Consider the following 25919-nt stretch of genomic DNA (forward strand, 5'->3'; position numbering starts at 1 on the left):
ATGCCTAGTAGTCTGTCAGCTTTAAAATTGAAATTATCCTTGTCCCCAAGCCCTCTTCCCCATCCCCAATGACTAATGACTAATCCCCAATCTTTAAGGCAAATTTTCTCGTAGTAATGCTCGAAAACCTGCCTGTTGAAAATGCTCATCAGCAGTCAGGGCTTCCGTGATTCCGCTATACTGCATCACAATAAAAGATACGCAATCCCCAAATCCCCATTCTTTCTCTGTTTGTTCCTGATATAGCTCGAAAGCACGTTCGTAGAGTTCTTGGGAGAGGGGGATAATTTCTACTTTGGAGTCTGCTACTAAAGAATTTAATAATATGATTGCCGCTTGACGATAAGGTTGTTGGGATAAGGCATTGCCAATTTCCAACATCACCGCCTGTGTTGTCACTAAACGAGTTTCTGCCGCTTGTAACATTTTAGCCAGATGTAACGCTCGGTCATGTAAGCGATCGCTCGGTGCTGATAAGGCAATGGCAAATGATGTATCAAGAAAGACTTCAGAATGCATGGAGACTTTATTTACCGGATAAATATTTATCTATATTGGTACACCAATCAGGTGGCCCATCTAAGTTGAGCGATCGCGCCGTTTGCAAAAATGATACCGTTTCATGTTCACTTGGCGGTAAAATTTCAATACTGATTCGCACGCGGGTATTGATTGGCAGTGCGATCGGTTCAGCCGGATAGAACACTTTGCCATTAAAGACAGCTGTGATTTTTTCTACCATTGTTTGCAAAAATTGCTTTTAGTCTATCCTAAGCTGGTTGTAACAATACGAGTAGAGTCTACGGCTGAATTACTAGTGAAGATACTTATATCAATCTTACGAATTATATCGATTTTTGATAATTGCCTCAGCCACCAACTGAACTAATGTTACGTAAGTGCGACGAACTTCTTTAAAGTTCAATTCTCTCGCTCTCCGCTTTGCAGAGGGACAGATTTTGGGTAGTAAAACCAGGGAGAGGTCTTTTATGGACAAAAGGGAGAAACTTTTTAAGCTTTTCCCCAATTCTTCACAATAAATTATTGTGGTAATTCTATACAAAAATAATGTATGTATGCTGTAAACAAATCAGCTTTTGAAGTTTGGCAGAACGCAAAGTTTAGACCCTACTATTGATACTTGTAAAAAAAATCGAAGCCAGATGATAAATATTATTCTATATACCCTATAATCTCTAATACGGTATCTGTTTAGAAATGCCGTAGATTTAGGGGTGATTCTGATGAGCAAGGTGCAACAATACACACATTTAAGTAAATTGCTAACTGAGAGAATGCAGTCTTATGTCATGAAAGCTTTGCAGATTATACAACTCTCATATCAACACACAATTAGAAATTGGTTGAATAAACGTACTGTACAAAGCTTTGTCAGCCTGTTTCTAATAGGTACTTTTTTGAGTATAGCAGTTGCCTCCTGTTCGGGAAGTAGTTCAGCCAGCAAAAATGATGTTAAGCTAAAACTTGTATCTTTCTCTGTCACCAAAGCTGCACATGACCAGATAATTCCCAAATTTGTCGAAAGCTGGAAGAAAGAACACAACCAAAACGTCACGATTGAGGCGACTTATGGGGGTTCTGGCGCTCAAACGGCTACAGTCATTGACGGTTCGCAAGAAGCAGATATAGTACATTTGGCACTTCCCCTAGATGTAATCAAAATTCAGCAAGCAGGTTTGATTAAATCAGGTTGGGAAACCAGATATCCGAGAAATGGTATTGTCAGTAAATCTGTAGCTGCGATCGTTACTCGTGAAGGTAATCCCAAAAATATTAAGACTTGGTCAGACTTGGCAAAAGATGATGTGAAAATAATTGCAGCAAACCCAAAAACTTCTGGTATTGCTATCTGGGAATTCTTAGCTTTATGGAGTTCTGTGAGTTTAACAGGTGGTGACGAAACCGCAGCATTAGATTATGTCACCAAAGTTTATAAGAACATCCCTGTATTAACGAAAGATGCCCGCGAAGCTAGCGATTCATTTTTCCAAAAAGGCGAGGGAGATGTCTTAATTAACTACGAGAATGAGGTGATTTTGGCGCAAATAGGTGGATTGAAACTGCCTTATGTTGTACCTCAAGTTAATATTTCCATCGATAATCCTGTAGCTTTAGTTGATAAAAACGTTGATAAACACGGTACAAGAGAAGTTGCACAAGCGTTTGTAAATTTTCTTTACTCAACAGAAGCTCAACGGGAATTTGCCAAATTACAGTATCGTCCTGTTAACCCCACTGTTACCCAAGAAGTAGCGTCAAAACAAGCGCAAATTCAAACTTTATTTACCTCTCAAGATTTAGGTGGTTGGGAGCTTATTCAGAAAAAGTTTTTTGAAAATGGGGCAATTTTTGACAAAGTTCAAGCTGCTAGCAAAGCATAAACTTGACTTTTTAATGCAGCATTATTTGTATAGTTACTTTATCTCAATTGATAATTTATGAGCTTTCATCGCAGATTTAAAGATAGCTTTTTATTCACATCTTTAATGGTTCTTGCCAGTAGCATCACTGCTTGTAACGGTGGACAAGAATTGAAAAGTCAAGTGAGTATTGATGGTGCAGCAGTGGGTTTTCCTATTTCTTTAGCAGTTGCAGAAGAATACCAGAAGGTTAAATCTGACGCGAAAGTTAGTGTTGCTTCCAGTGGTACGGGTGGCGGTTTCAGTAAGTTTTGTAATGGTGATATTGATATTGTTACCGCTTCTCGTACCATCAGAAATGAAGAAATAAAAAAATGTAAAAGCAAAAATATTGAGTTTGTAGAGTTACCTATAGGTTTAGACGGCGTTGCTGTAATTGCAAATCGTAAAAACGACTTTGCTAAATGTTTAACTATTAAGGAAATGAACACAATTTGGAGTGCTAAATCAGACGGCAAAATCTTGACTTGGGATCAAGTTAATCCTAAATTTCCTAAGCTACCACTAAAGCTTTATGCTCCGGCTTCGGATACGGGGACTTTTGATTATTTAACTCAAGCGGTTACTGGCAAAGCCAAGAATGGGCGCACCGACTACACTCCTAGTCATAATCAAAATCTGCTAGTGCAAGGTGTTTCTGGAGATGAATCAGCATTGGCTTATGTAGGGATATCTTACTACATTCAAAACCAAGAAAAGCTCAATTTAGTTGCTATCGAAAATCTCAAAGGAGAATGCAAAAAACCAGTTCCGTTGGATAATGTCCTCAAAAATACCTACACACCTTTGTCTCGTCCCCTGTTTATATATGTCAGCAAGATATCTTTAGATAACAAACCAGCAGTCAAAGAATTTGTAGATTTTTATCTAGAAAATTCTTGGAAGTGGGTAGATGGTGCTGGATATGTAGCACTACCTGATGAAGCTTACGTCAAGGTAAAACAAAAATTTGCAACTGGTGAAACTGGCACAAAATTTCAAAAAGCTAAACCAGGTGAACCAATTACAAACTTTCTTTAGACAAATATTCATTCAGATGTAACTTGATTTGTAGTCAGAACTTAACTGTTTATGCAAAATTCCACTTCTCAAGACGATCCTTATTTACTACCCAGACAATCGCTAGACAAAGATATATCTGAAGATATATTAGAAAGGATTGTGGAAGCGATTTTATTTGCTTGTGCTTTAGTTTCTGTTTTGACTACCTTTGGTATTGTCATAATTATTTTTCAGGAGACATTTAGTTTTTTCCAAGAAGTTTCCTTTGCTCAATTCTTTCTTGATACTAAATGGACACCGCTATTTGCAGAGAGACATTTTGGCATTTGGCCATTAATTAATGGCACTTTCTTGACTACAGTGATAGCTATGTCAGTTGCGATTCCTTTGGGTTTATGTTCTGCCATTTACTTGAGTGAATATGCTCAACCCAAAGTAGCAGCAGTTTTACGCCCAGCCGTAGAACTTTTAGCAGGAGTACCAACTGTAGTATATGGTTACTTTGCACTATTGTTTCTGACACCATTGCTGCGGAATTTTATCCCTTTAGAAATATTCAATTCCTTGAGTGCGGGGGTAATGATGGGGATTATGATTACTCCCACCGTTGGCTCTATTAGCTTAGATGCTATTAAATCAGTTCCACGTTCTTTGCGCGAAGGAGCTTATGCTTTAGGTATCACGAAACTAGAAACTATTTTTAAAGTAGTTTTACCAGCCGCACTTTCGGGAATTATCGCCTCGATTATTTTAGGTATTTCTCGCGCTGTAGGTGAAACAATGACTGTCCTCATCGCCGCCGGACTACAGCCAAAGCTGACTGTTAGTTTTGCAGAATCAATCGCAACAATGACTGCTTACATGGCACAAATTTCTGGCGGAGATAGTCCGCGTGGAAGTCTCAATTTTAAGACTTTATATGCTGTCGGTGCGGTTTTATTTGTGCTTACCCTATCTTTGAACATTGTTAGTTACTGGATTGCTAATCGTTATAAGGAAAAATACGAGTAATAAATATGGCTACTAGTTATCAAGAAGATGATTATTTTGCATCTGGGGCAGAATTTACTGATAATGTTGACCAAAGAGAGAGCTTAGGAAAAGTATTTGAAGTAATTTTTTTATTCGGTTTAATGATTGGGATATTTGTCCTAGCTTTGCTCCTTTTTGATATTTTGGGAGACGGATTAGGTAGATTTTTGTCCCCAGGATTTCTCACAGATACCCCTTCTCGTTTTCCTGACCAAGGTGGTATCCGTCCTGCTATTGTTAGCAGCATTTTGTTGGGACTTGTTGTGATTTTTGTAACTGTCCCAATTGGTGTAGGAGCAGCTTTATATCTCGAAGAGTATGCACCCAAAGCTTGGTGGACAGCGATTATTGAGATTAATATCAGTAACCTGGCGGGTGTACCTTCTATCGTCTATGGATTGCTGGGTTTAGGAGTTTTTAATTATTTGCTTGGCTTTGGCCCGGCTTTGATTTCTGGTGCATTGACTTTATCTTTGTTGTCTTTACCAGTCATTATTGTCACCTCTAGAGAAGCAATTCGCGCCGTCCCAGATTCTTTGAGAAATGCTTCTTACGGCTTAGGTGTCACCAAATGGAAAACTATTAGCAGTCATGTCATACCTTATGCTGTTCCTGGTATTTTGACAGGGGTGATTATCTCTGTATCTCGCGCCATTGGTGATGCAGCATCTCTAATTGTTGTAGGTGCTGTGGGTTTTCTCACCTTTGACCCTGGTTTGTTCCAGAGATTTATGGCATTACCCATTCAAATTTACAGTTACATCACTCGTCCTGAACCGGGTTTTGCTAGTGCAGCAGCAGCAACAATTATTGCGTTGTTACTGTTGATTTTAGCTTTGAATGGTGTAGCAATTTATATCCGGCAACGCTTCTCAATACGTTAGATAATTAAATATCTAATTGGATATATTCACAGATATTAGGAGATACGCTTTCATGACTTATAGCAATAGTAGAAGTAAATCAGATAGTGCCACAATTGAACAAGGTAATAGCGTTTTCAATGTTGAAGGTGTGAAGGTATTTTATGGAGGATTTCTAGCACTTATAGATGTCTATCTAAAGATTCCTGATAAACAAATAATTGCTTTTATTGGGCCTTCAGGATGTGGTAAAAGTACCTTATTGCGTTGCTTCAACCGGATGAATGATTTAATCCCTGGAGCTAAAGTTGAGGGTAGACTGAATTATCGCGATCGCAACATTTATGATCCTAAGATAAATTCGGTCAAATTACGCCGCCAAATCGGAATGGTTTTTCAAAGACCGAATCCTTTCCCCAAGTCAATATACGAAAATATTGCCTTTGCTCCACAGGCTAACGGTTACAAAGGTAACCTTGATGAATTGGTGGAAGATTCCCTCAGACGCGCTGCTATTTGGGATGAAGTCAAGGATAAACTCAAAGAGAAGGGAACTGCATTATCTGGTGGACAACAGCAAAGACTTTGCATTGCTCGTGCGATCGCAATGAAGCCAGATGTATTATTAATGGATGAACCATGTTCTGCTCTCGACCCAATTTCTAGCCGCCAAGTGGAAGAACTCTGCTTAGAACTCAAGCAGCAATACACCATCATTATGGTGACACACAATATGCAGCAAGCTTCTAGGGTCGCAGATTTCACGGCTTTCTTCAATACAGAAATTGACGAGCATGGCAAACGTCGCGGAAAATTAGTTGAGTTTAATCCTACAGCCCAAATGTTCAGTTCTCCTCAAACTAAAGAAGCTGAAGACTATATCAGTGGACGTTTCGGTTAAAGAGCTTGTCCTAAGTATTTAGGATAATAGACAACCTTGTACAGTAAGGTAAAACTTTGTACAGGGTTTTGTTTTGTGATATCAGACTCAGTGACATACTCCCACACTGACGCAAGCGTACAGTGTGGGCTTCTCAGGGACTCCCGGTATCCCGTCGGACATTAACTGAGCTTTATTTATACTGCACGAGATGCCCCTCCGCACAGTTGAACAATTGCATTATGTTCAATCCTTTGTACTGTCAGAGTTTTACCTACCCACAGTGGCGACACAAAAATGTCTCTTACTGGGCAGAACCCCCTACTCTGAGTTTTCAAGGTACAGATTAAGATGACCAGCATTTTCGGCTTTGCCATCTACTATTATTGTAATGGAAATATCATTACAATGCAAATGGTAAAAGTAAATTTAAATGTCCGTGTAGAACAATCAGAGATGAAAATATTAGAGCAATACGTAGAGCAAACAGGAAGAACCAAAACAGACATTATTCGTGAATATATTAGGACTTTAAATGTTCATTCCTTATCGCCCAACAACGCTGATTAAGCTGCGCTTAATTTCGCGCTTTTGGGCAATTCGTCACTCACGCGCAATTCATCTCATCACCTCCCTTGCGGGTAGGTGAGAGGCTTCTTGCTGTTTCAGCTAAAATAGCGATCGCACTACAGACAATACGGTTCGGTTAAGCCAAAAGACGCGATAAATCGCCGTCAAGACAAAGGGATTAATTATTGTACAGACGGCGATTTATCGCGTCTTTGTGATTTAGAATTTTCATCAAAAAACCCTAACCGAACCGTATTGGATTGAGAGCGATCGCTACTCCTGCGATCGCAATTACCACCCCGAACACTGCATACAAGCAAATTGGCACTAAATCCCGCTTCAAGTCTGACCATTTCAAATTCCATGCGGCTTCAAATAGCAGCGGTGGTAAAAAAATGAACAAAATTAATTCCGGGGAAAGGGTTACTAAACGGACATCGACTAACGCCAAACCTAACCCGACAATCACCAGTAGCAAGGTGTAAGGTATATTGCGAAACCAGCTAAATATCTGCGGTAGTGTCGCCACACCTAGAGACACCGAAAGCACCAACAGAAACTGCTTGAGATTGTTTGTAATGACTTCCTCGGCGATCGCTGATTCAAGCACCATAAGAAAATTCCTGGTATAATTTTACCCTTATCCTCATCTGACTATTTTTAGATGAGACTAGATTAATGTAAGACTTTAATTAGCAAAGAATGAAGATTTGACGGTTAACCAAGTATTTAGGAGGAAGGTCTTGGGTAATAACATTCGAGACCGGTTTAAAAATTTCCGCCGCCGGGGTTCGCAGCCGGAGCAACTCCAACAGGTACAAACAGACTTGCTGGCAGAATCAACTCTAGACTCAGCTTACATAATTTTAATTATTAGCTCCTGTGCGATCGCTACTTTAGGTTTATTGTCTAACAGTGCGGCTGTGATTATTGGCGCGATGATTATTGCCCCTCTAATGTTGCCGATTCGGGGGTTAGCTTTTGGTGCTTTACAAGCAGATATTACTTTGTTTCGCAAGGGGATAATTGCTGTAGCATTGGGCACGTTGTTAGCGGTGGCGATCGCCTTTATTCTGGGTTTGCTAGTGGGTTTGCCGAGCTATGGTAGCGAGATACTGGCTAGATCAAGACCAACGCTCTTAGATTTAGGAATTGCGGTAGCGGCTGGTGGTATCAGTGGCTACGCGAAAGTTGAGACGAAAATATCTACTAGTTTAGCGGGAACTGCGATCGCTGTTGCTCTTATGCCTCCTATTTGTGTGATTGGCTTAGGCTTGGCACAAGGAAATTGGTCACTCAGTTTAGGAGCAACCCTACTTTATCTCACCAACTTGCTAGGTATTGCCCTCTCCTGTATGGTGACATTTTTGGTAGCAGGTTACACTTCAATAGCGCGGGCCCGTCAACCCCTAATTTGGACTATGGCTTTGACAGCTATCCTGCTAATTCCCTTGGGAGTCAGTTTTGCTCGACTTGTACGACAAGCGCAACTAGAAACTAGCTTACGACGGGCATTATTAAATAGAACTGTCACTTTTGGGCGATTGCAGTTGCTTAACAGTAATACTAATTGGTTGACAAATCCCCCAGAAGTTCGTTTGAGTGTTCGCGCAAGGGAACCTGTTACACCTCGGCAAGTACAGTTATTAGAAGAATTTATCAAGCGAGAGATGGGGCAACCATTCACTCTAATTTTTGAAGTTGGTCAAGTGGAGGAAATTAGAAGTTCTGAACCCACACCCTGAAGTTGCTAATATTCCCGTGCTGTTGAAATTTGGGCTGGGATTTTTGTTGAAGTGCCATTTTTCTCTAAACGCCAGAGCATACCAGGTGGATAAACGGGCTTAATTTTGTAGTGATATGTTTTTTTCATCTCAGAACTTAATTTACCAGAAGGATTTAATAAAAACACATCACTAAAGTTATCAGCAATTTTGGGTATATTTTGGTTAATGACTAACTGAATTTTAACTTTTGGCTCCAAAAGATATGTAAGAGAAATTAAATTACCGATATTTATGGAAGAATTATCACTAGAAGATACCCAAGAGTAATAAAACTATTATTAGTAATTGCAACGGGTTGTATCTAATATCTAGATATTTCTTCAATGGGCTGTTCATTTTCAACCTGGTATTTTTGGATTAATTCTTTAACTTGAGCAGCTACCAAAGGATGTGGATCTTTTTGTAACTGGGGGAGGATTTGCAGAAGAACGCGATGTGAAACCATATTCAAGTATGCGATCGCAGCTTCTCTAACAAAGCCGGTTGGATGACGCAAACTCACTAAAATCTCAGAACTTGTCAGTGGCGTGCGAGTCACTTGAGCAAAATGAAAACAGCAAGCTAGACACCAGTCAGAAAGAAAGTTACCCAACATCAGCAATCTGTGGAGGCGATCGCTAACTATCATATTTTCATATTCGACAATCTTAGCTTCTACCAGATGTTGCAATTTTTCTGGCTGCGGTCGGTTATCTAAAATATTCAGCAATAAAGACTTTGAAGACAAAGTTATAGTATGCTCTAGGATTTCTAACCCTCGTGCTAAGTTTACTACTGAGAGCGATCGCAGATTAAATGCTGCTGCCTGCATCTTTTCTGGCGAGTAAAGCAGTTTCAGTAACAGTAGCAGTCGCTCTTTGACATCAAATTCTAATTCTAAAAGGGCGCGTTGCAGTAATTCAGAGACAATCACAATTCTCTGTCTGGATTGCTCATTTTCTTTTTCGTCTATTGTTTTCAAGTCTATATATGCGGCGTAAATCTCGCCTAAAAACTTTAATTCCTGCTCAATTAAATTTTCTACCCGACTTTCATAAAATCGATCTACTAAACCTTTAATTCCTGGTTGTTTGTGTATTTTTAGTAAGCTACGAAGAATATGATCTCTAGTTGTACCCCAAGATGTTTCCAAGTTTTCCCATAAAGTCTCTAATGCTTCCTGAGTACCAATTTGAGCAATGGTACGCCAAGCGTACATTCGCACTACTTCTGGTTTGTAAATATTGGTAGCTAACCGCAACAACATCTTTATAGCTTCATTCTCTAGTCGCACTAAAGCTGATATTGCTGTAGTGCGGGTTGATTTGTAATAAAGTGCTGCTATCAGTGCCGAATAGTACTCTTCTAAATGGGTTGCTGCAATCATTTCTAATACGGCACAGCGCACCCGTAAAGACTCATCTTGTAATAAATTCGGGATGTGAATCCGCAACGCTTGCAAATAAACTGCTTCTCTGAGCGCTCTAACTCCATTTACCCGTTCCCGTTCTTGCTTATGAGTCAACATCCGGCGCATGGTTTGGGTAGCTGCTACCTTTTGCATGGGCGTTCCCTGGCGTAAGACTAAAGCGGCGGCGGTGGCGCGGATGAGTGAGTTTTGCCGGGGGTTCAGGTATTCTTCTAAGATGCTTAAATTCGGATTTGGTTCAGCCAGCCAAACGTAGCGCAGCGCTAGAGCGAAAACTTCGGAGTTAGTTTCTTGGGGTTGTTCTAGCAAAGGACGGATGGCGGATAGATAAGCGGGATTTGCACCTGCTGTCAGCATGACTTCCAAACTTTGGCGCTGCAAATCTGGGGTTAACTTGATTAGTAAAGGTGCTAAAACTTCCGCAGACCCTTGGGGGTCAATTTGGGCTAAAAGTTCAATGCAAGAGCGTTTATCTGCCTCGCTGCCTTTTTCTCCCAAGGCTTTGACTACACCTTGCTTGAAGAATCGTAAGCCGACATTGGTTGCACTCAACTGGCCTCGTGCCACACTCAAGACTAACAGTTCAACATAGCGCGATCGCAATTCCCAAACTACTTTTAAACAGGTGCCAGTTATCAGCATTGTTTCTGCTACTAACACCCACTTTTGCAACGGTACGGGTATAAACCGATCACAAAACAATATAGTTGCAAAAATTAGCCCTCCTGTCAAACCTGTAGCGATCGCTTCGGCGGTTCCACCAGATAAAGTCTGCATCCGGCTGCGAATTGCCTCTGGAATCGGTTGGTACAGGATGGGGCCGCTACTCATGACAAAGGTGTAGCGCAGAACTTCATCGCAGAATTTGACAATTATCAGTCCCCAAAAAAAGCTTTGCGATTGGATGGCGGGAATTAAATGCAATAATACCAGCACTCCTGGTAGTGAAAAGCCGACGGTGATTGGTAAAAGTGTGGCTGTGAAAAATACCCCCATTCGTTCGATAAGTCGGCTGGAAATAAACCACTGCAACAACAACTCACACAGTCCCAATGTCCCACCAAAAAGACCCAAGAAGCTAGCGAGTTCTCGGTCGCTCAAATTGGATTTTAGTTCGCGCAGATATTGAAAATCTATTAACAACCCAATGACTTGCAATAGTCCGACAAAAGCAAACAACTGCCAAACATAGCGCTTGAGAGGACTTTTAATAAAACGCTGTCGTGAAGCTTGTTCTTCAGTAACTAGTCTTTGTGGGGTTTCAGGAAAAGCCGCTTGATATTGATGAGTTAAATAGAATAAAATTCCCGATCCTAATAAAATTACTATACAGGCGATGAAGATGATCTTATTCAGCGAGGTGTATTGCAATAACCAAGGCAAACTAAAGCCACTGATCACATCTGCGACTAAAAGCCCACTACTCACCAGTGGGTAAGTCCGTTTAATCTCCCGTATATTAAATATTTGGTTGGCGACGATGGAAGTGTTGAGGTCATTAACTACATAAAGGGCATCTACCCACAGCCGCAGCAGAAATGCCGAAATAACTGCCAGGTATGAAACATGCGCTCCCCAACGTAATACAACTAATAATAGTAATGGCATCAACATGCAAGGTGCGATCGCCACAATCACCCGGCGTAAAGGAAAAATCTTTTGCAGCCAAGAGTATAAAAAAACCAGTCCTGCACTGGTGGCGGCACTAGCAATATACATCCACGGTAGTAGCTGAGTCCCATATTCATCCAGAAAGAGCGCCACAGTACTATCCTCTGCCCACCGCAATCCTACACATACAGTTGTGTAAAAAAAGAACATAAGTTGAGTTCGTTCGCTCTCCTCTGGTCGGAGATTTACCCACTGTAGTAGTCGTAGTCGTGGTAAAGCAACTTTATTTGCAGCCAACCAGTGATTTTTCAGTTCCATGCAATTTTATTTTTCTGGTAGTATCACCGCGTAATCGGGCAGGGGGAGCAGGGGAAGAAAATATTTTCTTAGGGACTTCCAAATAAAAAAATATCCAATTAACTCCTGTGGGGTGGGCGACACGAGAGCCCAGTTTATATGGCGGGCAAGATGCCCACCCCACAATATTGGATAATTTATTTCTTGGAGTTCCCTTATACCAATTCAATTAATGATTGCAACACATCCTTGGGTAAAGACGCGATGAATCGAGACGCGATGAATCGAGACGCGATGAATCGAGACGCGATGAATCGAGACGCGATGAATGGTCTATTTGTCGCATTCTTTTTTTCAATTGGTATTATCTCCCTTATCTTTCTCATCTCCCTTATCTCCTGGAAATAGCAAAAGTCATGAGCAACTGAGTATTATGTTTCCCACTTAGCCTTCAGAATTATCGATTTTAGATAAATTTATACAACCTCACAGCTTTGGGCGCATGTTGCATCGAAACGAAACATCAAAAAATCCCCTGACTTTTAGCCAGAGGATTTTCAAAGTGGGTCTATTAATACAGTTAGAGGATTATTTTTTAGGCGAGATGAGCATCATCATGTTTCGCCCTTCTTTTTTAGGCGCTTGTTGAAGCTCACCATAAGGCTCCAAATCGGTTGCCATTCGTTTGAGCAAATCTTCTGCTAGGTCGCTGTGTTGAATTTCTCGACCCCGGAACATGACAGTAGCTTTGACTTTATCGCCATCTTTCAAAAAGCGCTCTGCTTGTTTGACACGCACGTTGTAGTCGTGTTCTTCTATTTTGTAACGCATCTTAACTTCTTTGACATCAGCCGTGTGCTGCTTTTTCCGGGCTTCCCGCGCCTTTTTCTCCTGCTCAAACTTATATTTCCCGTAGTCCATAATCCGACAAACTGGCGGGTCAGCTTTGTCACTTATTAGCACCAAATCTAACTCTTTCTCTTCTGCTAGTTGTAGTGCTTCCTGTGGGAGCATAATTCCCAGTTGAGCACCATCAGTATCAATTACCCGAATTTTTGGGTAGCGAATTCGTTCGTTAATTTGGGGCAGATCGCGAGTTCTTTTCTTCTCAATCACAGGCATTATGATTTGTGGGAGCTCTTAATGAAGGATTTGGTGTGGTCTTGATTAGTATGGCTCAGAGGCAAAATACGGAAATAACTCAGGACTGAAAACATAGTCTACAGTTCTAGAGTAACTAATCCATAAAATAGTTGCCTCCTTGTATTTGTCATTCTACTAAGTCTCTGAGAATTTCTTTGCAATAGTTAATCTAAATTACACAACCTAGACTCATATTAAATATTATTACAATTATTTAGCAATACCTTTGGCGATCGCGTAACCGCCCACCGTAGGCGATCGCATGGAGCAACATCATATCTCCAGAATACTAAGCTTACAGATGCAGGACATCTAGCAAAACTAATGTAACATATTACCTTACATCCAGTAAACCTAGTAGTATTTCTAGTCAAAAAGCGCTGATCAATTTAATTATATAGATGCGGTGGCTATCAGCGAGAGAGTTGCAGTGAAGTTTTCACTTACCCACTCACCCGCCAGAGATTTTAATCTCTGGCTAATAGCCAAAGTCCACGCTTAGTGGACTAATAAAAGGGGCGTTGCTGAATTAGGGGATAATTTCGCACAATTGATAACGAATTTCCAATGGTTTCAACCGCCAATTGATCCCGGATTTATGCAACGCCATAAAAGCACAACCGCAGCGTTGGGTGAAAGATTTACGGGCGGGTGAGTTCGCCAACAGATAAGCGATTTTTAGCTTAAGTTGACACGTATGAGCATTGCTGTGCCCCTACAAAAAATGTGGTTAAAATAATGGTATTAGTCCACTTGAGTGGACTTCAGCTATGAGACTCGGAATTCATTCCGAGGCGGGATAGAAACGCAGTGCGAGATTTATGAATAAAGATATGCCTGCGGCAAGACTTTTGTGTACACCATAGCCTCAGAGAGGGGAGAGGCTTTGAACTTTACTGCCATTCCCTTGTAAGGAAGGGGCTGTTCTTGTTAAGTTTCGCGTTAGTTTATCCACATCAGGTGAAAAATCAAAGTTTTATAATAGTATTTCCACGCTGATGAATTAAAGCAGACTGTGACCACTACACTACACTGGCAAGAACGGGTTGGTAATCAAAGAGATTGGGTATGGCGCGGCTGGCAAACTCGCTACACTTACATTCGCCCTCGCCAAAATCACCACAAAACAACACCCCTGATATTGCTACATGGCTTTGGCGCTTCTATTGGGCATTGGCGACATAATTTAGAAGTTTTGGCTGAATATCACACAGTTTACGCCATCGATATGCTGGGTTTTGGCGCTTCTGAAAAAGCCGCAGCTAATTACAGCATCGAACTCTGGGTTGAGCAGGTTTACGATTTCTGGAAAACATTTATCCGTAAACCAGCGATTTTGGTGGGCAATTCTAACGGTTCACTGATTTCGATGGCCGCCGCCGCCACTCATCCCGATATGGTGCTGGGTATGGTGATGATGAGTTTACCCGACCCTTCACTAGAACAAGAAGCTATTCCGCCTATACTGCAACCCCTTGTCAGAGCAATTAAAAATATTGTCGCTTCGCCATTAATTCTTAAACCTGTATTTAACTTCGTGCGTCGTCCTGGGGTGCTGCGTAGCTGGGCAGGTTTGGCCTACGCTAACCCAGAGGCGATTACCGATGAACTTATAGAAATTTTAGCAGGGCCTCCCCAAGATAGAGGTTCCGCCAGAGCTTTTAGTGCTTTGTTTAAAGCTACGCTCGGTATTAACTTTAGTCCCAGTGTCAAGAAAGTATTACCAACCTTAACAATTCCGATGTTGTTAATTTGGGGACAAAAGGATCGGTTTGTTCCTCCAGCCCTTGCTAGCCAATTTGCCCAGTACAACGAGAAATTGGAAGTGCTGAATTTAGAAAATGTGGGCCATTGTCCCCATGATGAATGTCCTGAACAAGTCAACCAAGCTATTTTAGATTGGATTGAGGGGTGGGGTTAGCGTAGGCGTTGGCGTAGCCTCTCCAAGAGTTGCCCGCCCCAGGCATCGCCAACCTTTGCTAACACCCTAAATATTATGCAATGGATGCGTAGGCGTAGCCCGCCGTAGGCATCGCAGCCACTATTGAATTTTGAATTGCTTCAAACCTAGCCAATCGTGGCTTGGTTTGTGTCAACATCTGTAGCCCCATTCACAGAACGAGCTACAGAAACCATCTTGTTGAGAATTTCTTGACTGGGAACTTTACCTTTCAATACCACAGTGCTACCAGTCTGAGCAACCCAAAGGGTATTAACATCATCCAGTTGGGGGTCTTGATCAAATGCCAACGCTACCCGCTTTGCCAACCCACTTTGGTCATATTCGCCGCTTAATCCCAGACGTTCTGGGGGTATTGATTGAGTAGCAGTAGGAGCAGTGTTAGTACTAGGAGTTTGCGCTATTGACTGCGGAGTAGGATTTACTTCGGCATTTTGAGGTTTTTCCATTCCAAATAATCTTTGTAACCAACCCATAAAAACTTTTGTCCTATTCTCGGTTAATCAAATCTGAGTATAAAAGCTTCCCAAAAATGCCGCATCTGCCAAAGAAAAGAGATGTATTCAATGAAATCCCTCCTTGCAGAATGATTTTTACCCAATTTTTTCTAAGAAAGACGCTGAAAACACCTGAGAAACAGCAACATCGTTGCGTTTTTCGGACTTGATTGCTGGTAATGAAAGCTAGCTGCACTATGCAAGGGTGCTTTGATGTTAAAATCAGTTGACAGGAAGGGTAATCAACCTGTTTAAAAACCCGATGTTGCCTAACGGCTCTACGCTGCACCTTGACAATTGAAAATATGGGGTTCTATTCCATAGTTCTAGCTCCTTTCCAGGAATAGGTAAAATTTTCATGGGGACTAGACGACCAGTATTTACACTTCAAAATTTTGGAGTCATCCAACTACGGTAGGGCATACCGAAAGTTAACGCTTGAGGAGAGAACCACCTCTGGGTGAGATACCGCAAGGGGTCTCATCTAAGTGGACTCGTTGAACCAAGAATCTCCGTGGCTTCAGCCCGGAGAGTGTCAATAGTGTCTGCGTTCCTCAAATCCTGTGCTAGCCTCTGTTGGCGAAGATGAAACATACCCTTTCAGTTCTGGTAGAAGATGAGGCGGGCGTTCTTTCCCGCATTTCTGGTTTATTCGCCCGTCGCGGCTTTAATATTGAAAGCCTTGCTGTTGGCCCTGCTGAACAAGGAGGAGTCTCTCGAATTACGATGGTTATCCCTGGTGACGATCGCATTATCGAGCAACTCACCAAGCAACTATACAAGTTAGTCAATGTTCTTAAAGTACAAGATATTACCGAAACTCCGTGCGTCGAGCGGGAATTGATGCTTTTGAAAGTGAATGCTAGTACCAGCAATCGCTCAGAAGTGATCGAACTGTCTCAGATTTTCCGGGCGCGAGTCGTGGATGTGGCGGAAGATTCTCTCACTTTAGAAGTTGTGGGAGATCCAGGTAAAATGGTGGCGATCGTACAAGTGTTGCAAAAATTTGGTTTGAAAGAAATCGCCCGCACTGGCAAAGTTGCTCTGACTCGTGAATCGGGTGTGAATACCGAATTACTCAAGTCTTTGGAAGCAAAAGTTTAGTTGGTAAATTAAGAACCCCCTCCCCGCTTTTCGAGAGCTTGCTCTGATGTAAATAATTTGACATAGTTTTAAGTCAATTAACTCCCACGCATTAACAAGGCGGCTGACGGATTAAGGGACTTCCAAATAAAAAAATATTCAATTAACTCTTGTGGGGTGGGCGACACGAGAGCCATATAAACTGGGCGCTCATGTTGCCCACCCCACAATATTGGATAATTTATTTTTTGGAGTTCCCTAATTTAACTTTGTAGTGCGATCGCAATCAGCTTAGAAGGATTGAATTTACGCTAAGAGGATGTTTGAAAAGTCATCTAAGGTATGTTTGACTACTCTGGCTATCGAGAAGTTGAACGAGATAATGAGGGTTATGGGAATTGCGATCGCTTCTCGGAGTTGCATTTAAGGCTCAAACTGACACTTTTCAAACATCCTCTAACAGTGTTGTTGTTTTTTGAATAGTGACAACAGCAAACACACGAGTCCCATTACTACCAACGGCGCTGAAGAAGCAGATTCTGGGACAGGCTGAGGGTTTTGCACAGGCTGATAATTGATGAAATTTCCTTGAATTGGGCTGAGTGATGCCAAAAGTTGCTCAATATCGACAGATATATCAGTATCATTACCAACACTTCTAGAAGAGATGAGGCGGTTAAAGGTTTGGCTACTCGATTCATCAAAATCTCCTGTGAAGCCAAGAAAATTTTGACCTATTTTACCTATAAGAGAGTCAATCAGATTGTTAACATCAGTTTTGATCCCTAGTGGGGATAACTGTAAACTGCTGAGATTATTGACGTTTCCAATTTTTGTATTGTCAGTATTCGCTAACCAATTGCCATTACCAATAATTTCATTTCCACTGGTAAAAACCCAGTTACCATTACCAATAATTGTGTTATTTGTACCAAAATCCCAATTGCCGTTTCCAATTGTTGCGTTGTCACTGCCGAAGTGCCAATTACCATTACCTAATGTTGAATTATTACTTCCGTCGTCCCAATACCAATTGCCGTTACCAAGGGTTGTGTTATTCTTTCCAAATAGCCAGTTGCCATTACCAATCGTTGCGTTGTCATTATTAAAGTTCCAGTTACCATTGCCAATGGTTGCGCTGTTACTGCCATAATCGGAGTTAAAATTACCAATAGTTGCGTTATTATCACCAAGGTTCTTGTTACCTTTACCAACTGGTGCATTGCCCTCATTAAAGCGTTGGCTACCAGGATTAGATGTATTCCCACCATTACTAAAGGGTAAATTATTACCAAGGACTTCTTTCAACGGATCGAAAGGCGATTGTTGAAGCAGACTTCCAGCACCTGCGATCGGATTACCACCGCCTGCAAATGGGTTACTAGCGCCACCCGCGATCGGATTACCACCACCTGCAAATGGGTTACTAGCGCCACCCGCGATCGGATTACTACCTCCTGCAAACGGGTTACTACCTCCTGCAAACGGGTTACTACCTCCTGCAAACGGGTTACTACCTCCTGCCAATGTACTGTTAATATCCTTGAAAAAGTTATCACCCAAAACTAACTTTAATCGATCAAAGATTAATTTCTGAAGCCCACTGCCACCATCACCTGCAAACGGGTTAATACCGCCACCTGGAATGGAATTGTTACCGTTACCTAATAACAAGTTGCTACCACCGGTCAACAGGCTGGTTTCAGGAGACAAACTGCCATTGGCAGCAAAGGAACTACCGCTATACAGGTTGCTAACGCCATCTGCACTTAAGGGATTAAATCCACTATTAATGGGATTGACAGCAGACTCTTCCATTGGTAGTAATTCTCCTATTTTTAGTTAAAAAATTATGGGGTATTCAGCACCTTTTATACTAATTATGAATTTGCTCAACCCAAAATATCTCTAAAATAAAGGCTTTAATCATCTGACTGTCAAAGTAACAGAAAACATTGCCTCGATTTTTACCTGTAAGAGCTAATTTGTAAACTCAAGTAAAGTACTTGTCTTGTAGGCGTTTCAGGAATTTGAGCCAGTAATGCACTTATTCGCTGAAACTCAGACCTAGTAATGATTTTAGTTTCCTTAAGATTTTCTTTATGAATCAGCTCTAAAGAGTTATAGGGCGTAAAATAGCAAACTAGTACAATAAGGCAGAAGGCACATCACTGATAATACATGCTTTTCAGCTTTATCGAATGGTATGTTTATTTGCGCCAAAGCTGTACTAGCATACTATGTACTGAAGAACTCATTATTGTTCTCCTTTATTTATCTGCTGATTTTCGCAATCATTCTATTAAGCGAACGGGATTTATTGACCGGGAAATGACGGGGTTTGACCACTACCAAATGATGGGATTTGACCGCTACTAAATGGCGAGTTTTGATCTCCACCACCAAATGGCAAGTTTTGATCGCCACCACCAAATGATGAGGTTGGACTACTACCACCAATACCACCAAATAATGGGTTTTGTCCTTGTCCGCTATTAAATGATGGGGTTTGTCCACCACCCAATTCTTTGTCAAGCCTTGAGTCAATTAGCTTGTCAATAGTAGCTCTCAAAGTGAACCCGTCCGGTATTTCAGTTGTGCTAATACCATAGGTCTGGCTACTAGCACCAGTCAAAGGGTCCCTGCCACCTGCGGATGGGTTGCCGCCTGCGGGTGAGCTACCACCACCTGCGGATGGGTTGCCGCCTGCGGGTGAACTACCACCGCCTGCAAATGGGTTGCCGCCTGCGGGTGAGCTACCACCGCCTGCAAATGGGTTGCCGCCTGCGGGTGAGCTACCACCGCCTGCAAATGGGTTGCCGCCTGCGGGTGAGCTACCACCACCTGCAAATGGGTTGCCGCCTGCGGGTGAGCTACCACCGCCTGCAAATGGGTTGCCGCCTGCGGGTGAACTACCACCACCTGCAAATGGGTTGCCGCCTGCGGGTGAGCTACCACCGCCTGCAAATGGGTTGCCGCCTGCGGGTGAACTACCACCACCTGCAAATGGGTTGCCGCCTGCGGGTGAGCTACCACCGCCTGCAAATGGGTTGCCGCCTGCGGGTGAGCTACCACCACCTGCAAATGGGTTACCGCCTGCGGGTGAGCTACCACCGCCTGCAAATGGGTTGCCGCCTGCGGGTGAGCTACCACCACCTGCAAATGGGTTGCCGCCTGCGGGTGAGCTACCACCGCCTGCAAATGGGTTGCCGCCTGCGGGTGAGCTACCACCACCTGCAAATGGGTTGCCGCGTGCGGGTGAGCTACCACCGCCTGCTGCGGATGGGGCGGATGGGTTTACACCACCTGCAAAGATATTCCAGAAGTTGTCACCAGCGAAAGGATTACCGCCATAGGGTAAATCAGGCTGACTGCCACCGCCGCCAGCACCGCCACCACCAAATGGGCTACCGCCACCTTCTTGATTACCAACACCACTGAATATCTTGGGGAGGTCTTTCTCAGGGATAACTTCTTTCAAGCGACCGAAGGGTGATTGTCCAAATTGTCCAATCGCATCGTTCCCACTAGTAGAGGACTGACCGCTACCACTCTTACTCATATCTTCTGCCATTAGGATTAATCCTCGCTATTGTTTGGATAAAAATCTTGCTAGCATCGCAACATAAAATAGACAGAAATTAAGTTTATTTCGTGACTTATTTGCTGTCTTTTTGTTAGCAAAACTAGTTGGTAGCTATTAGATTATTTGGTTATCTTTATTAGGGTGCAGATAATCAATTTTTAATCAATGCTACTTCACACTTACAATTTATATGATTTAATTTTGAAGGACAATGAAAAATATTTTGGTATATTTATCAAACTTGTAGATTTTTGTATAAAATAACTTGAAAAATTAACTTAGATGTTTGTTAAAAACACAAAATTTTGTTTAAATATTAAATTGCAATGAATAATCTTTTGATAAATTTGCCAATTTTTTAGATATTTAATTAATCTGCATTTATCCGGGGTTTTACCACTTTTATCCAACGTTATACCGCAAGACTGATATCAATAAATAGCACGGTTACTGGCACCCTGCAATACGTTGCACCATATTAAGTAAGTCGGCGTTAAAAATCACCTTATGCAACAAAATATAAGTTGAGGAAAGAGACTAAACCGCGTCTATCTTGAAACCTGTAGTTCTTTGGTGATGAAAAGGATTTTCCCTCATCCCCCAACCCCGAATCCCAAATCTGGGATTCGGGGAGCCATAATTTCAAAGTCCCTCTCCCATATCTGGGAGAGGGATTTAGGGTGAGGGCAAAAACTACGGTTCTCAACTTAGATGAGGTTTATAAGTAAATCGTTCCAGGGTTTTTATAAAACTCAACATAGCTTAATTTTATCGTGCCGACTTATTTAGCACCAGTACGGAATGCAGTAAAAAAAGTTCAGGCGCAAGGATTACTTCAGATAAATCAGCAAATTCAAACCCGGAATTGTGCGGGAAAGTGTCCACAAAACTAGCGTGATGTAAATTAAACCCAAACTCCATTGATACCAAGCAAGTGCAGAAATGATACCAGGTAAGTGTTCGTCTCGCAGGCGAATGTCGTTAAATCCTAATTTAACTAGATTGTTGAGACTAAAATCATAGTAGTTGAGCCAGTTCCAACGGCGATCGCACAACAGAGGCATATATCGTTCCCGAAATGTCTGATTCCTTGGTATGACTGGCAAACGTCCAATCAATAATCGTAGCTGGCGAAATGTGCCGTCTTCTGTGAAGTAAGAAACGTCCATTAAATCGTGATAACGACCTTGTTGGTAAAGTCGAATCAATAAAGCTATTGGGACGGGTACAATAATTATTAAAAGACACCCCAATGTCAGCCAAGGTTGTTGAGCATTACGAAAGATGGCTAGTAAGCTCAATAATTCTAAAACGCTAAAACTCATTAATATCGAAATGGTTTCGTAAAATGTGGGAATAATTGGTACAGGATGCAGCCGACGATAGCGATCTACTAGCCAAAATAGTAAGCCGAAATAAGCGATCGCAACTCCTCCCACGCCAAAAACTAACCAAAAATTTGTACCGTAGCCACTCAACAACAGCAGTACACTCAATCCCAACCAACTCCAAGCTTGCAGTAACCACCCAATGATCGAAAGGGGTTCACCAACAATTAAGCGTTTACTCAGTTGTGTGTATTTTTCTAAATCGATGTCTGCTAAAGTCAGTAACTCACTGCTATTGCGAAACGATTTTATCAGACGACGCTGGGCGATCGCTTCGGCTTGAGTTGCAGAAAAACCCAGGTTAATCAAACTTGCAACACTTGCACTATTAATATTTGTAGCCGTCAAACGGCGACCCATTTCTACTAATCGCAGTTGTTGTTTTGTGTATTCCAGTTCATTAGCATCGGCAACTTGTTGTTGCTGACGAAAATTTTGCCCCAAATTCCGCAAGATGTTTTGATTACCTTGCAATGTCGGGATGCAAAACATCTTACCAATCTGACCAGGATTACCTAAAATTTTTGCTTGATTAGAGTTAAAAGTTAAACCGGGTACGCTTAAACAAGCTTCTTTAGAAAATCTCGCATCACTAAAATCTGCTTGGTTGAGAATGCTTGCACCTTGCAAATTTACCGATTTATTAAACTCCACTTCTCTAAATATGACAGCTTGCTCAAAAGTTGCTTCTGTTAAAAGGAGGAACTGATTAAAATTTGCTTTAGTAAACTGCGCTTGATTGGCAAAACGGACATCAGAAAAATCAGCATTTTCTTGCCACTGCCCACTATTAAATTTAGCCAATTGCTTAAAATTTGCTTGGTTGAAGTTGGCGACCTTTTCAAAGATGCTGCCTTGAAAATCAGCAGTTTCTTGAAATTGAGTTTGTTTAAAATTAGCTTTTTCAAAAAAAATACTGCCCTGAAAATTGCTTGGTTGTTTGAATTTAGCACCGCTAAAGCTGACGGGACGAGCAAATCGGGTTTCAGTCCAATTAGTGGATTGGAGAAAAGTTGCACCTTGGGCATCCACAGACTGAAGAAAAAATGTATTAGAGAACTTCATTTCGCCATTGAAACGAGTTTGCACTAGTGTTAAGACACCACGAAAGACCGCGATTTCACTGGATGGAGTTGACTTGGTTCCCAAAAGCGATCGGCAATCTTTGGAGTTCGTGAGTGACTCTAGACAAACTAAGCGCAAAAGTTCTAGTTCTTTTTGTTCGGGGACGCTGAAAATCGAAGCGATCGCTTGGGCGTATAAGGGGGTTCTTAAACCTAAATCGCTGCCCACAAAATCCCCTAAAATTAGGGTATAGCTGAGGTCTAAACCCAGAGGTTTTGTATTTAGTCCTTTTCGCATCAGTTGGTAAAAAGCATCACGAAAGCTAGCGTTTTCTGGGCGCAAATCAATCACCATCTTTTGCAAATCTACCGTCAAATTGCCTTCGCGGAGTGTGGGTGTGCGTAGACGTTCTTGTAATAATTCTAGGGTTAAGGGTGTGCGTTCTGGTTGCGTTTGTGCTGCTGAAGTTGGTAGGGGGAGGAAGAGGAGAGTTAAAAAAACGCAAAGGAACGCTAAGGAAAGCGCAGAGGAGCGCAGAGAAACCCCTCTGTGTACCTTTGCGTTTAAGCTCTGCGTACCTATGCGTTTAAAAAATAAATTATGCAAATTGTTCGATCAATCGTCGCTAATGAGTAGAACAATTTTACCTGTCACAGAACCGCTTTCAATTAGTTGGTGTGCCTTGGCTGCTTCTTTTAAAGGAAATTTGTGGCTAACATGAATTTTTAATTTGTTTTCATCGATCCAGGTGGCACATTGTTCGAGAATTTCTGCTTGGTGTTGGAGGCTTTGTTCTAATCCTAGCAACGCTGGTGTGAGCATCAATTCTAAACCAATGCGGAGATTGCGTTGTCTAGCAGTTTTCCAAACAGTATTGGCATCTGGTTCGAGAATCGTCACAATATCACCATATACTCGCACTGCGGGGAAAGTTTTGTGAAAGGTTTCGCCGCCTACGGTATCAAAAGCCAAGTCTACGCCTTCGCCGTTTGTCCAATCTAATGCTGCTTGTACAAAGTCTGTTTGTTTGTAAAAAATTACATGATCTGCACCTAGTTGTTTGACAAAATCAGCTTTTTCTTCAGAACCCACTGTGGTGGAAACAGTAGCACCTTTGAGTTTCGCCAATTGAATTGCTACATGCCCGACACCACCAGCACCCGCATGAATCAAAACTCTTTCCCCAGGTTCCAATCGTCCCCGTTCGTATAAAGCTTCCCAGGCGGTGATTAAGACTAAAGGCGCTGCTGCTGCTTCGGCAAAGGAGATAGACGCGGGTTTACGTGCTACAAATAGCTCATCCACAACGGTATATTCAGCATAATTACCTTGGTGTGCGCCCAAGCCACCGTAGCAAAAATATACCTCATCGCCTGGGCGAAAACGCTGAACACTAGCACCCACCGCTTCGACTATACCAGCACCATCACATCCTAAAATTGTCGGCGTGCGATCGGGGTAGAAACTGCCTCGGCTACGAAGTTTAGTGTCAATGGGGTTAATGCCAGCCGCCACCAAACGCACTAAAAGTTCAGTATTCCCTGAAACAGCAGGGTTTGGCACTTCTTGTATTTGCAGAACTTCGGGACTGCCAGCTGTTGTCATCAAGACTGCTTTCACAACTCTTTCCTCCTGGCTTTAGATGCACGTTTATTTGCAACTTTAGCGCAAGAGGGTGGACACAAAGTTATGTCTGAGGGAAAACTGCGATGTCTGGCGACAAAGCGCAAGAGCCACAATTTCATAAAGGTAGATATGGAAAAAGTCAACTATTTATCGATAATCTGAAATAAAACTAAATATTCCGAAACATAGCTATAATAAAAGATATACAGCGACAACGCTACTCGTTGCGAGGCAAGCCAATATGGATGCCAATCAAGTTTTAAGCCGATATGCCCAGGCAGATACGAATCAGCCTCAGGACGAATCTAAGAGGTTGTTTGAAAAGTGGGGAACGTTGTAAAAAAGCTCTCTCAGTATACGCTGTGAATAGATAATAAACAGCACGGAGAGAGTGGTATGAGTAAAGCATACAAGAGCAACCTGAGTTTAGAGCAATATAAATTGATTGGTTTTGATGCAGGTAAAAAGACCAAAGGACGTAAAGGATTTATGACCGTCGATACCTTGGGATTAGTGTTGAGGGTTTTAGTCACCGCAGCCAATGTGGGTGAACGAGAAGGAGGAAAACAAGTTCTCAAACGGGTCAAACAGTCCCATCAAAAGATATCTCTTTTGACACAGAAGATTGCAGATTGTAGAGGAAAGAAAAGCAGATTGAATTCGGTACAAGCCCCGCCCCTGGTGGGCGGAATAAATCTGAAATCTACAATCTCCTATCATAATGCTGCATAGAAAGGTGGGTGCAGTCAATCTCCAATCTACAATCGGCAATCTCCAATTGGTTGACTGAAAACTCGTGAACCGTCAACGGTCAACAGTGAACAATAGCAATGGAATATTTTTTTACTTGGAAGTCCCTTATCTTGCAATGATACGCATTATGGTGAGGCGATTGGCATAATTTTTAACCCTGAAAAACTTTTCAAACATCCTCTAACACTTCTGTGAGTGAAGTTGACAAAAATATTAACTTTGCACGAGTGTGTAGAATAAAAGATGAGCTTATTATATTTACTACAGCTATCCACATATGTGTATAGCTGCGATCGCTATTGAAAAGGCATCAAAATCTCTGAGAATTAGCGATCGCACAAATGCTTTAATTCTTGAAGGAAGAAGTGTTTGCACACATGTGCAATTATGAAAAAAAACTTAATATACATTTTGCATACGTGTGCAAAAATAAGTTCAATACAGGTTTAGGCATATTTGAGTAAACTCCGAAAATCAGACAAAAGGATTTTTATACATGGTAATAGTCCATATCTTTCTACCCCTAAAAGATAGATTTAAAAACAAATATTTTCCATCTAAAGGATTAACTTTTTTCAACTAGGCTTGAGTTAAATATATTAAGTTTATTAAAGTATACTTTGGCTGAAAATTAATTAATTCTCGCCAATTCTCTAATGGCAAAACCTGAAACTCCATAGAGATAGAATAGTTTTTTGACTTTGTAAAGTTCGATAAACTGGGATCATATTTGCAATAATGCGGGTTAAACTAAAATAATCTAAAAGGAAATACAAATTTCCAAATCTGATAATATCAGTTTCTACTAATTTTAGTTAAAAGCTGTTTTTATTACACACGGTTCCAAATGTATTTTCACAAAAAAATGTGATTTTTTAAATTAGTGTAGCGCTCATAGTTTTGCTTTAAAAAACCAAATAATTTAGG

General features: G+C 41.6%; 21 protein-coding genes and 2 pseudogenes. 12 read left to right on the plus strand and 11 right to left on the minus strand.

Features of this window, described 5'->3' with window-relative positions; genetic code table 11:
- Window positions 1-93: 93 nt before the first annotated feature.
- Together D1367_RS21945 and D1367_RS21950 are read right to left on the minus strand one after the other, a co-directional pair.
- Window positions 94-519, minus strand: a complete 426-nt coding sequence (locus D1367_RS21945; protein ID WP_118168239.1) for a type II toxin-antitoxin system VapC family toxin — start codon at window positions 517-519, stop codon at window positions 94-96.
- A gap of 7 nt (window positions 520-526) precedes the next feature.
- A complete protein-coding gene (locus D1367_RS21950) occupies window positions 527-742 on the minus strand; it encodes an antitoxin family protein (RefSeq protein WP_118168240.1) in 216 nt (71 codons plus the stop codon).
- 502 nt (window positions 743-1244) lie between these two features.
- On the opposite strand from D1367_RS21950, the gene D1367_RS21955 reads away from it, so the two are divergent.
- The 6 genes from D1367_RS21955 to D1367_RS21980 all read left to right on the plus strand — a co-directional run bounded on the left by D1367_RS21955 (window position 1245) and on the right by D1367_RS21980 (window position 6788).
- Window positions 1245-2402 carry a sulfate ABC transporter substrate-binding protein gene (locus D1367_RS21955; RefSeq protein WP_118168241.1) on the plus strand — a complete coding sequence of 386 codons (1158 nt, stop codon included), beginning with the start codon at window positions 1245-1247 and terminating at the stop codon, window positions 2400-2402.
- Between the two features lie 57 nt (window positions 2403-2459).
- Window positions 2460-3461, plus strand: coding sequence for a PstS family phosphate ABC transporter substrate-binding protein (locus tag D1367_RS21960; RefSeq protein WP_118168242.1), 1002 nt, complete (start codon window positions 2460-2462; stop codon window positions 3459-3461).
- Between the two features lie 51 nt (window positions 3462-3512).
- Window positions 3513-4454: a phosphate ABC transporter permease subunit PstC gene (gene pstC, locus D1367_RS21965; protein WP_118168243.1), complete on the plus strand. Its 942-nt coding sequence runs from the start codon at window positions 3513-3515 to the stop codon at window positions 4452-4454.
- Window positions 4455-4459: 5 nt separating this feature from the next.
- A complete protein-coding gene (gene pstA, locus D1367_RS21970; RefSeq protein WP_118168244.1) occupies window positions 4460-5359 on the plus strand; it encodes a phosphate ABC transporter permease PstA in 900 nt (299 codons plus the stop codon).
- A gap of 52 nt (window positions 5360-5411) precedes the next feature.
- Window positions 5412-6239 (plus strand): phosphate ABC transporter ATP-binding protein PstB, encoded by an 828-nt coding sequence (gene pstB / locus D1367_RS21975; RefSeq protein ID WP_118168245.1) that lies wholly within the window; start codon window positions 5412-5414, stop codon window positions 6237-6239.
- 330 nt (window positions 6240-6569) lie between these two features.
- Entirely contained in the window at window positions 6570-6788 is a 219-nt protein-coding gene (locus D1367_RS21980) for a ribbon-helix-helix domain-containing protein (RefSeq protein ID WP_228674781.1), read from the plus strand.
- A gap of 253 nt (window positions 6789-7041) precedes the next feature.
- On the opposite strand, the pseudogene D1367_RS21985 reads toward D1367_RS21980, so the two are convergent.
- Window positions 7042-7401: pseudogene (locus D1367_RS21985) on the minus strand (cation:proton antiporter domain-containing protein); the annotation flags it as partial.
- Between the two features lie 130 nt (window positions 7402-7531).
- On the opposite strand from D1367_RS21985, the gene D1367_RS21990 reads away from it, so the two are divergent.
- Window positions 7532-8533, plus strand: a complete 1002-nt coding sequence (locus D1367_RS21990) for a DUF389 domain-containing protein (RefSeq protein ID WP_118168246.1) — start codon at window positions 7532-7534, stop codon at window positions 8531-8533.
- A 5-nt stretch (window positions 8534-8538) separates the two neighbouring features.
- Here the strand turns inward: D1367_RS21990 and D1367_RS21995 are convergent, their stop codons facing one another.
- The gene (locus D1367_RS21995) at window positions 8539-8772 is read right to left on the minus strand and encodes a hypothetical protein (RefSeq protein WP_118168247.1); all 234 of its coding nucleotides are present in this window, start codon (window positions 8770-8772) and stop codon (window positions 8539-8541) included.
- 104 nt (window positions 8773-8876) lie between these two features.
- On the minus strand, window positions 8877-11912 hold the full coding sequence (locus D1367_RS22000; RefSeq protein ID WP_118168248.1) for a HEAT repeat domain-containing protein: 3036 nt from the start codon (window positions 11910-11912) through the stop codon (window positions 8877-8879).
- 138 nt (window positions 11913-12050) lie between these two features.
- On the opposite strand from D1367_RS22000, the gene D1367_RS22005 reads away from it, so the two are divergent.
- The gene (locus D1367_RS22005; protein WP_118168249.1) at window positions 12051-12299 is read left to right on the plus strand and encodes a hypothetical protein; all 249 of its coding nucleotides are present in this window, start codon (window positions 12051-12053) and stop codon (window positions 12297-12299) included.
- 180 nt (window positions 12300-12479) lie between these two features.
- Here D1367_RS22005 and infC read toward each other — a convergent pair whose 3' ends face one another.
- Window positions 12480-13013, minus strand: a complete 534-nt coding sequence (gene infC / locus D1367_RS22010; RefSeq protein ID WP_109010020.1) for a translation initiation factor IF-3 — start codon at window positions 13011-13013, stop codon at window positions 12480-12482.
- Window positions 13014-14049: 1036 nt separating this feature from the next.
- Here infC and D1367_RS22015 point away from each other — a divergent pair.
- A complete protein-coding gene (locus D1367_RS22015; protein ID WP_118168250.1) occupies window positions 14050-14955 on the plus strand; it encodes an alpha/beta fold hydrolase in 906 nt (301 codons plus the stop codon).
- Window positions 14956-15101: 146 nt separating this feature from the next.
- Here D1367_RS22015 and D1367_RS22020 read toward each other — a convergent pair whose 3' ends face one another.
- Window positions 15102-15470, minus strand: a complete 369-nt coding sequence (locus D1367_RS22020) for a BON domain-containing protein (protein ID WP_118168251.1) — start codon at window positions 15468-15470, stop codon at window positions 15102-15104.
- 606 nt (window positions 15471-16076) lie between these two features.
- Here D1367_RS22020 and ilvN point away from each other — a divergent pair.
- Entirely contained in the window at window positions 16077-16595 is a 519-nt protein-coding gene (gene ilvN / locus D1367_RS22025; RefSeq protein WP_118168252.1) for an acetolactate synthase small subunit, read from the plus strand.
- A gap of 321 nt (window positions 16596-16916) precedes the next feature.
- Window positions 16917-17057 carry a hypothetical protein gene (locus tag D1367_RS31110; protein ID WP_181984919.1) on the plus strand — a complete coding sequence of 47 codons (141 nt, stop codon included), beginning with the start codon at window positions 16917-16919 and terminating at the stop codon, window positions 17055-17057.
- Here D1367_RS31110 and D1367_RS22030 read toward each other — a convergent pair.
- The 4 genes from D1367_RS22030 to D1367_RS22045 all read right to left on the minus strand — a co-directional run bounded on the left by D1367_RS22030 (window position 17031) and on the right by D1367_RS22045 (window position 24233).
- Window positions 17031-18392 (minus strand): hypothetical protein, encoded by a 1362-nt coding sequence (locus D1367_RS22030; RefSeq protein ID WP_118168253.1) that lies wholly within the window; start codon window positions 18390-18392, stop codon window positions 17031-17033. The genes D1367_RS31110 and D1367_RS22030 overlap by 27 nt on opposite strands.
- Window positions 18393-18891: 499 nt before the next feature.
- On the minus strand, window positions 18892-20148 hold the full coding sequence (locus tag D1367_RS22035) for a hypothetical protein (RefSeq protein ID WP_118168254.1): 1257 nt from the start codon (window positions 20146-20148) through the stop codon (window positions 18892-18894).
- An 842-nt stretch (window positions 20149-20990) separates the two neighbouring features.
- Complete coding sequence (locus D1367_RS22040; RefSeq protein ID WP_118168255.1) at window positions 20991-23219, minus strand: pentapeptide repeat-containing protein; 2229 nt, start codon at window positions 23217-23219, stop codon at window positions 20991-20993.
- Window positions 23220-23228: 9 nt separating this feature from the next.
- Window positions 23229-24233 (minus strand): zinc-dependent alcohol dehydrogenase family protein, encoded by a 1005-nt coding sequence (locus D1367_RS22045; protein ID WP_118168256.1) that lies wholly within the window; start codon window positions 24231-24233, stop codon window positions 23229-23231.
- Window positions 24234-24683: 450 nt separating this feature from the next.
- Between D1367_RS22045 and D1367_RS22050 the strand changes: the two are divergent.
- Window positions 24684-24786, plus strand: a pseudogene (locus D1367_RS22050) (IS5/IS1182 family transposase); the annotation flags it as partial.
- Window positions 24787-25919: the final 1133 nt, after the last annotated feature.

Origin of the sequence: Nostoc sphaeroides (assembly GCF_003443655.1) — a bacterium.
Taxonomy (GTDB): domain Bacteria; phylum Cyanobacteriota; class Cyanobacteriia; order Cyanobacteriales; family Nostocaceae; genus Nostoc; species Nostoc sphaeroides.

What these genes read in the sequence shown, in the direction of transcription:
- D1367_RS21945 (WP_118168239.1), bottom strand. Translation starts at nt 519, where the DNA reads ATGCATTCTGAAGTCTTTCTTGATACATCATTTGCCATTGCCTTATCA.
- D1367_RS21950 (WP_118168240.1), bottom strand. Translation starts at nt 742, where the DNA reads ATGGTAGAAAAAATCACAGCTGTCTTTAATGGCAAAGTGTTCTATCCG.
- D1367_RS21955 (WP_118168241.1), top strand. Translation starts at nt 1,245, where the DNA reads ATGAGCAAGGTGCAACAATACACACATTTAAGTAAATTGCTAACTGAG.
- D1367_RS21960 (WP_118168242.1), top strand. Translation starts at nt 2,460, where the DNA reads ATGAGCTTTCATCGCAGATTTAAAGATAGCTTTTTATTCACATCTTTA.
- pstC (WP_118168243.1), top strand. Translation starts at nt 3,513, where the DNA reads ATGCAAAATTCCACTTCTCAAGACGATCCTTATTTACTACCCAGACAA.
- pstA (WP_118168244.1), top strand. Translation starts at nt 4,460, where the DNA reads ATGGCTACTAGTTATCAAGAAGATGATTATTTTGCATCTGGGGCAGAA.
- pstB (WP_118168245.1), top strand. Translation starts at nt 5,412, where the DNA reads ATGACTTATAGCAATAGTAGAAGTAAATCAGATAGTGCCACAATTGAA.
- D1367_RS21980 (WP_228674781.1), top strand. Translation starts at nt 6,570, where the DNA reads ATGACCAGCATTTTCGGCTTTGCCATCTACTATTATTGTAATGGAAAT.
- D1367_RS22000 (WP_118168248.1), bottom strand. Translation starts at nt 11,912, where the DNA reads ATGGAACTGAAAAATCACTGGTTGGCTGCAAATAAAGTTGCTTTACCA.
- D1367_RS22005 (WP_118168249.1), top strand. Translation starts at nt 12,051, where the DNA reads ATGGCGGGCAAGATGCCCACCCCACAATATTGGATAATTTATTTCTTG.
- infC (WP_109010020.1), bottom strand. Translation starts at nt 13,013, where the DNA reads ATGCCTGTGATTGAGAAGAAAAGAACTCGCGATCTGCCCCAAATTAAC.
- D1367_RS22020 (WP_118168251.1), bottom strand. Translation starts at nt 15,470, where the DNA reads ATGGGTTGGTTACAAAGATTATTTGGAATGGAAAAACCTCAAAATGCC.
- ilvN (WP_118168252.1), top strand. Translation starts at nt 16,077, where the DNA reads ATGAAACATACCCTTTCAGTTCTGGTAGAAGATGAGGCGGGCGTTCTT.
- D1367_RS31110 (WP_181984919.1), top strand. Translation starts at nt 16,917, where the DNA reads ATGTTTGACTACTCTGGCTATCGAGAAGTTGAACGAGATAATGAGGGT.
- D1367_RS22030 (WP_118168253.1), bottom strand. Translation starts at nt 18,392, where the DNA reads ATGGAAGAGTCTGCTGTCAATCCCATTAATAGTGGATTTAATCCCTTA.
- D1367_RS22035 (WP_118168254.1), bottom strand. Translation starts at nt 20,148, where the DNA reads ATGGCAGAAGATATGAGTAAGAGTGGTAGCGGTCAGTCCTCTACTAGT.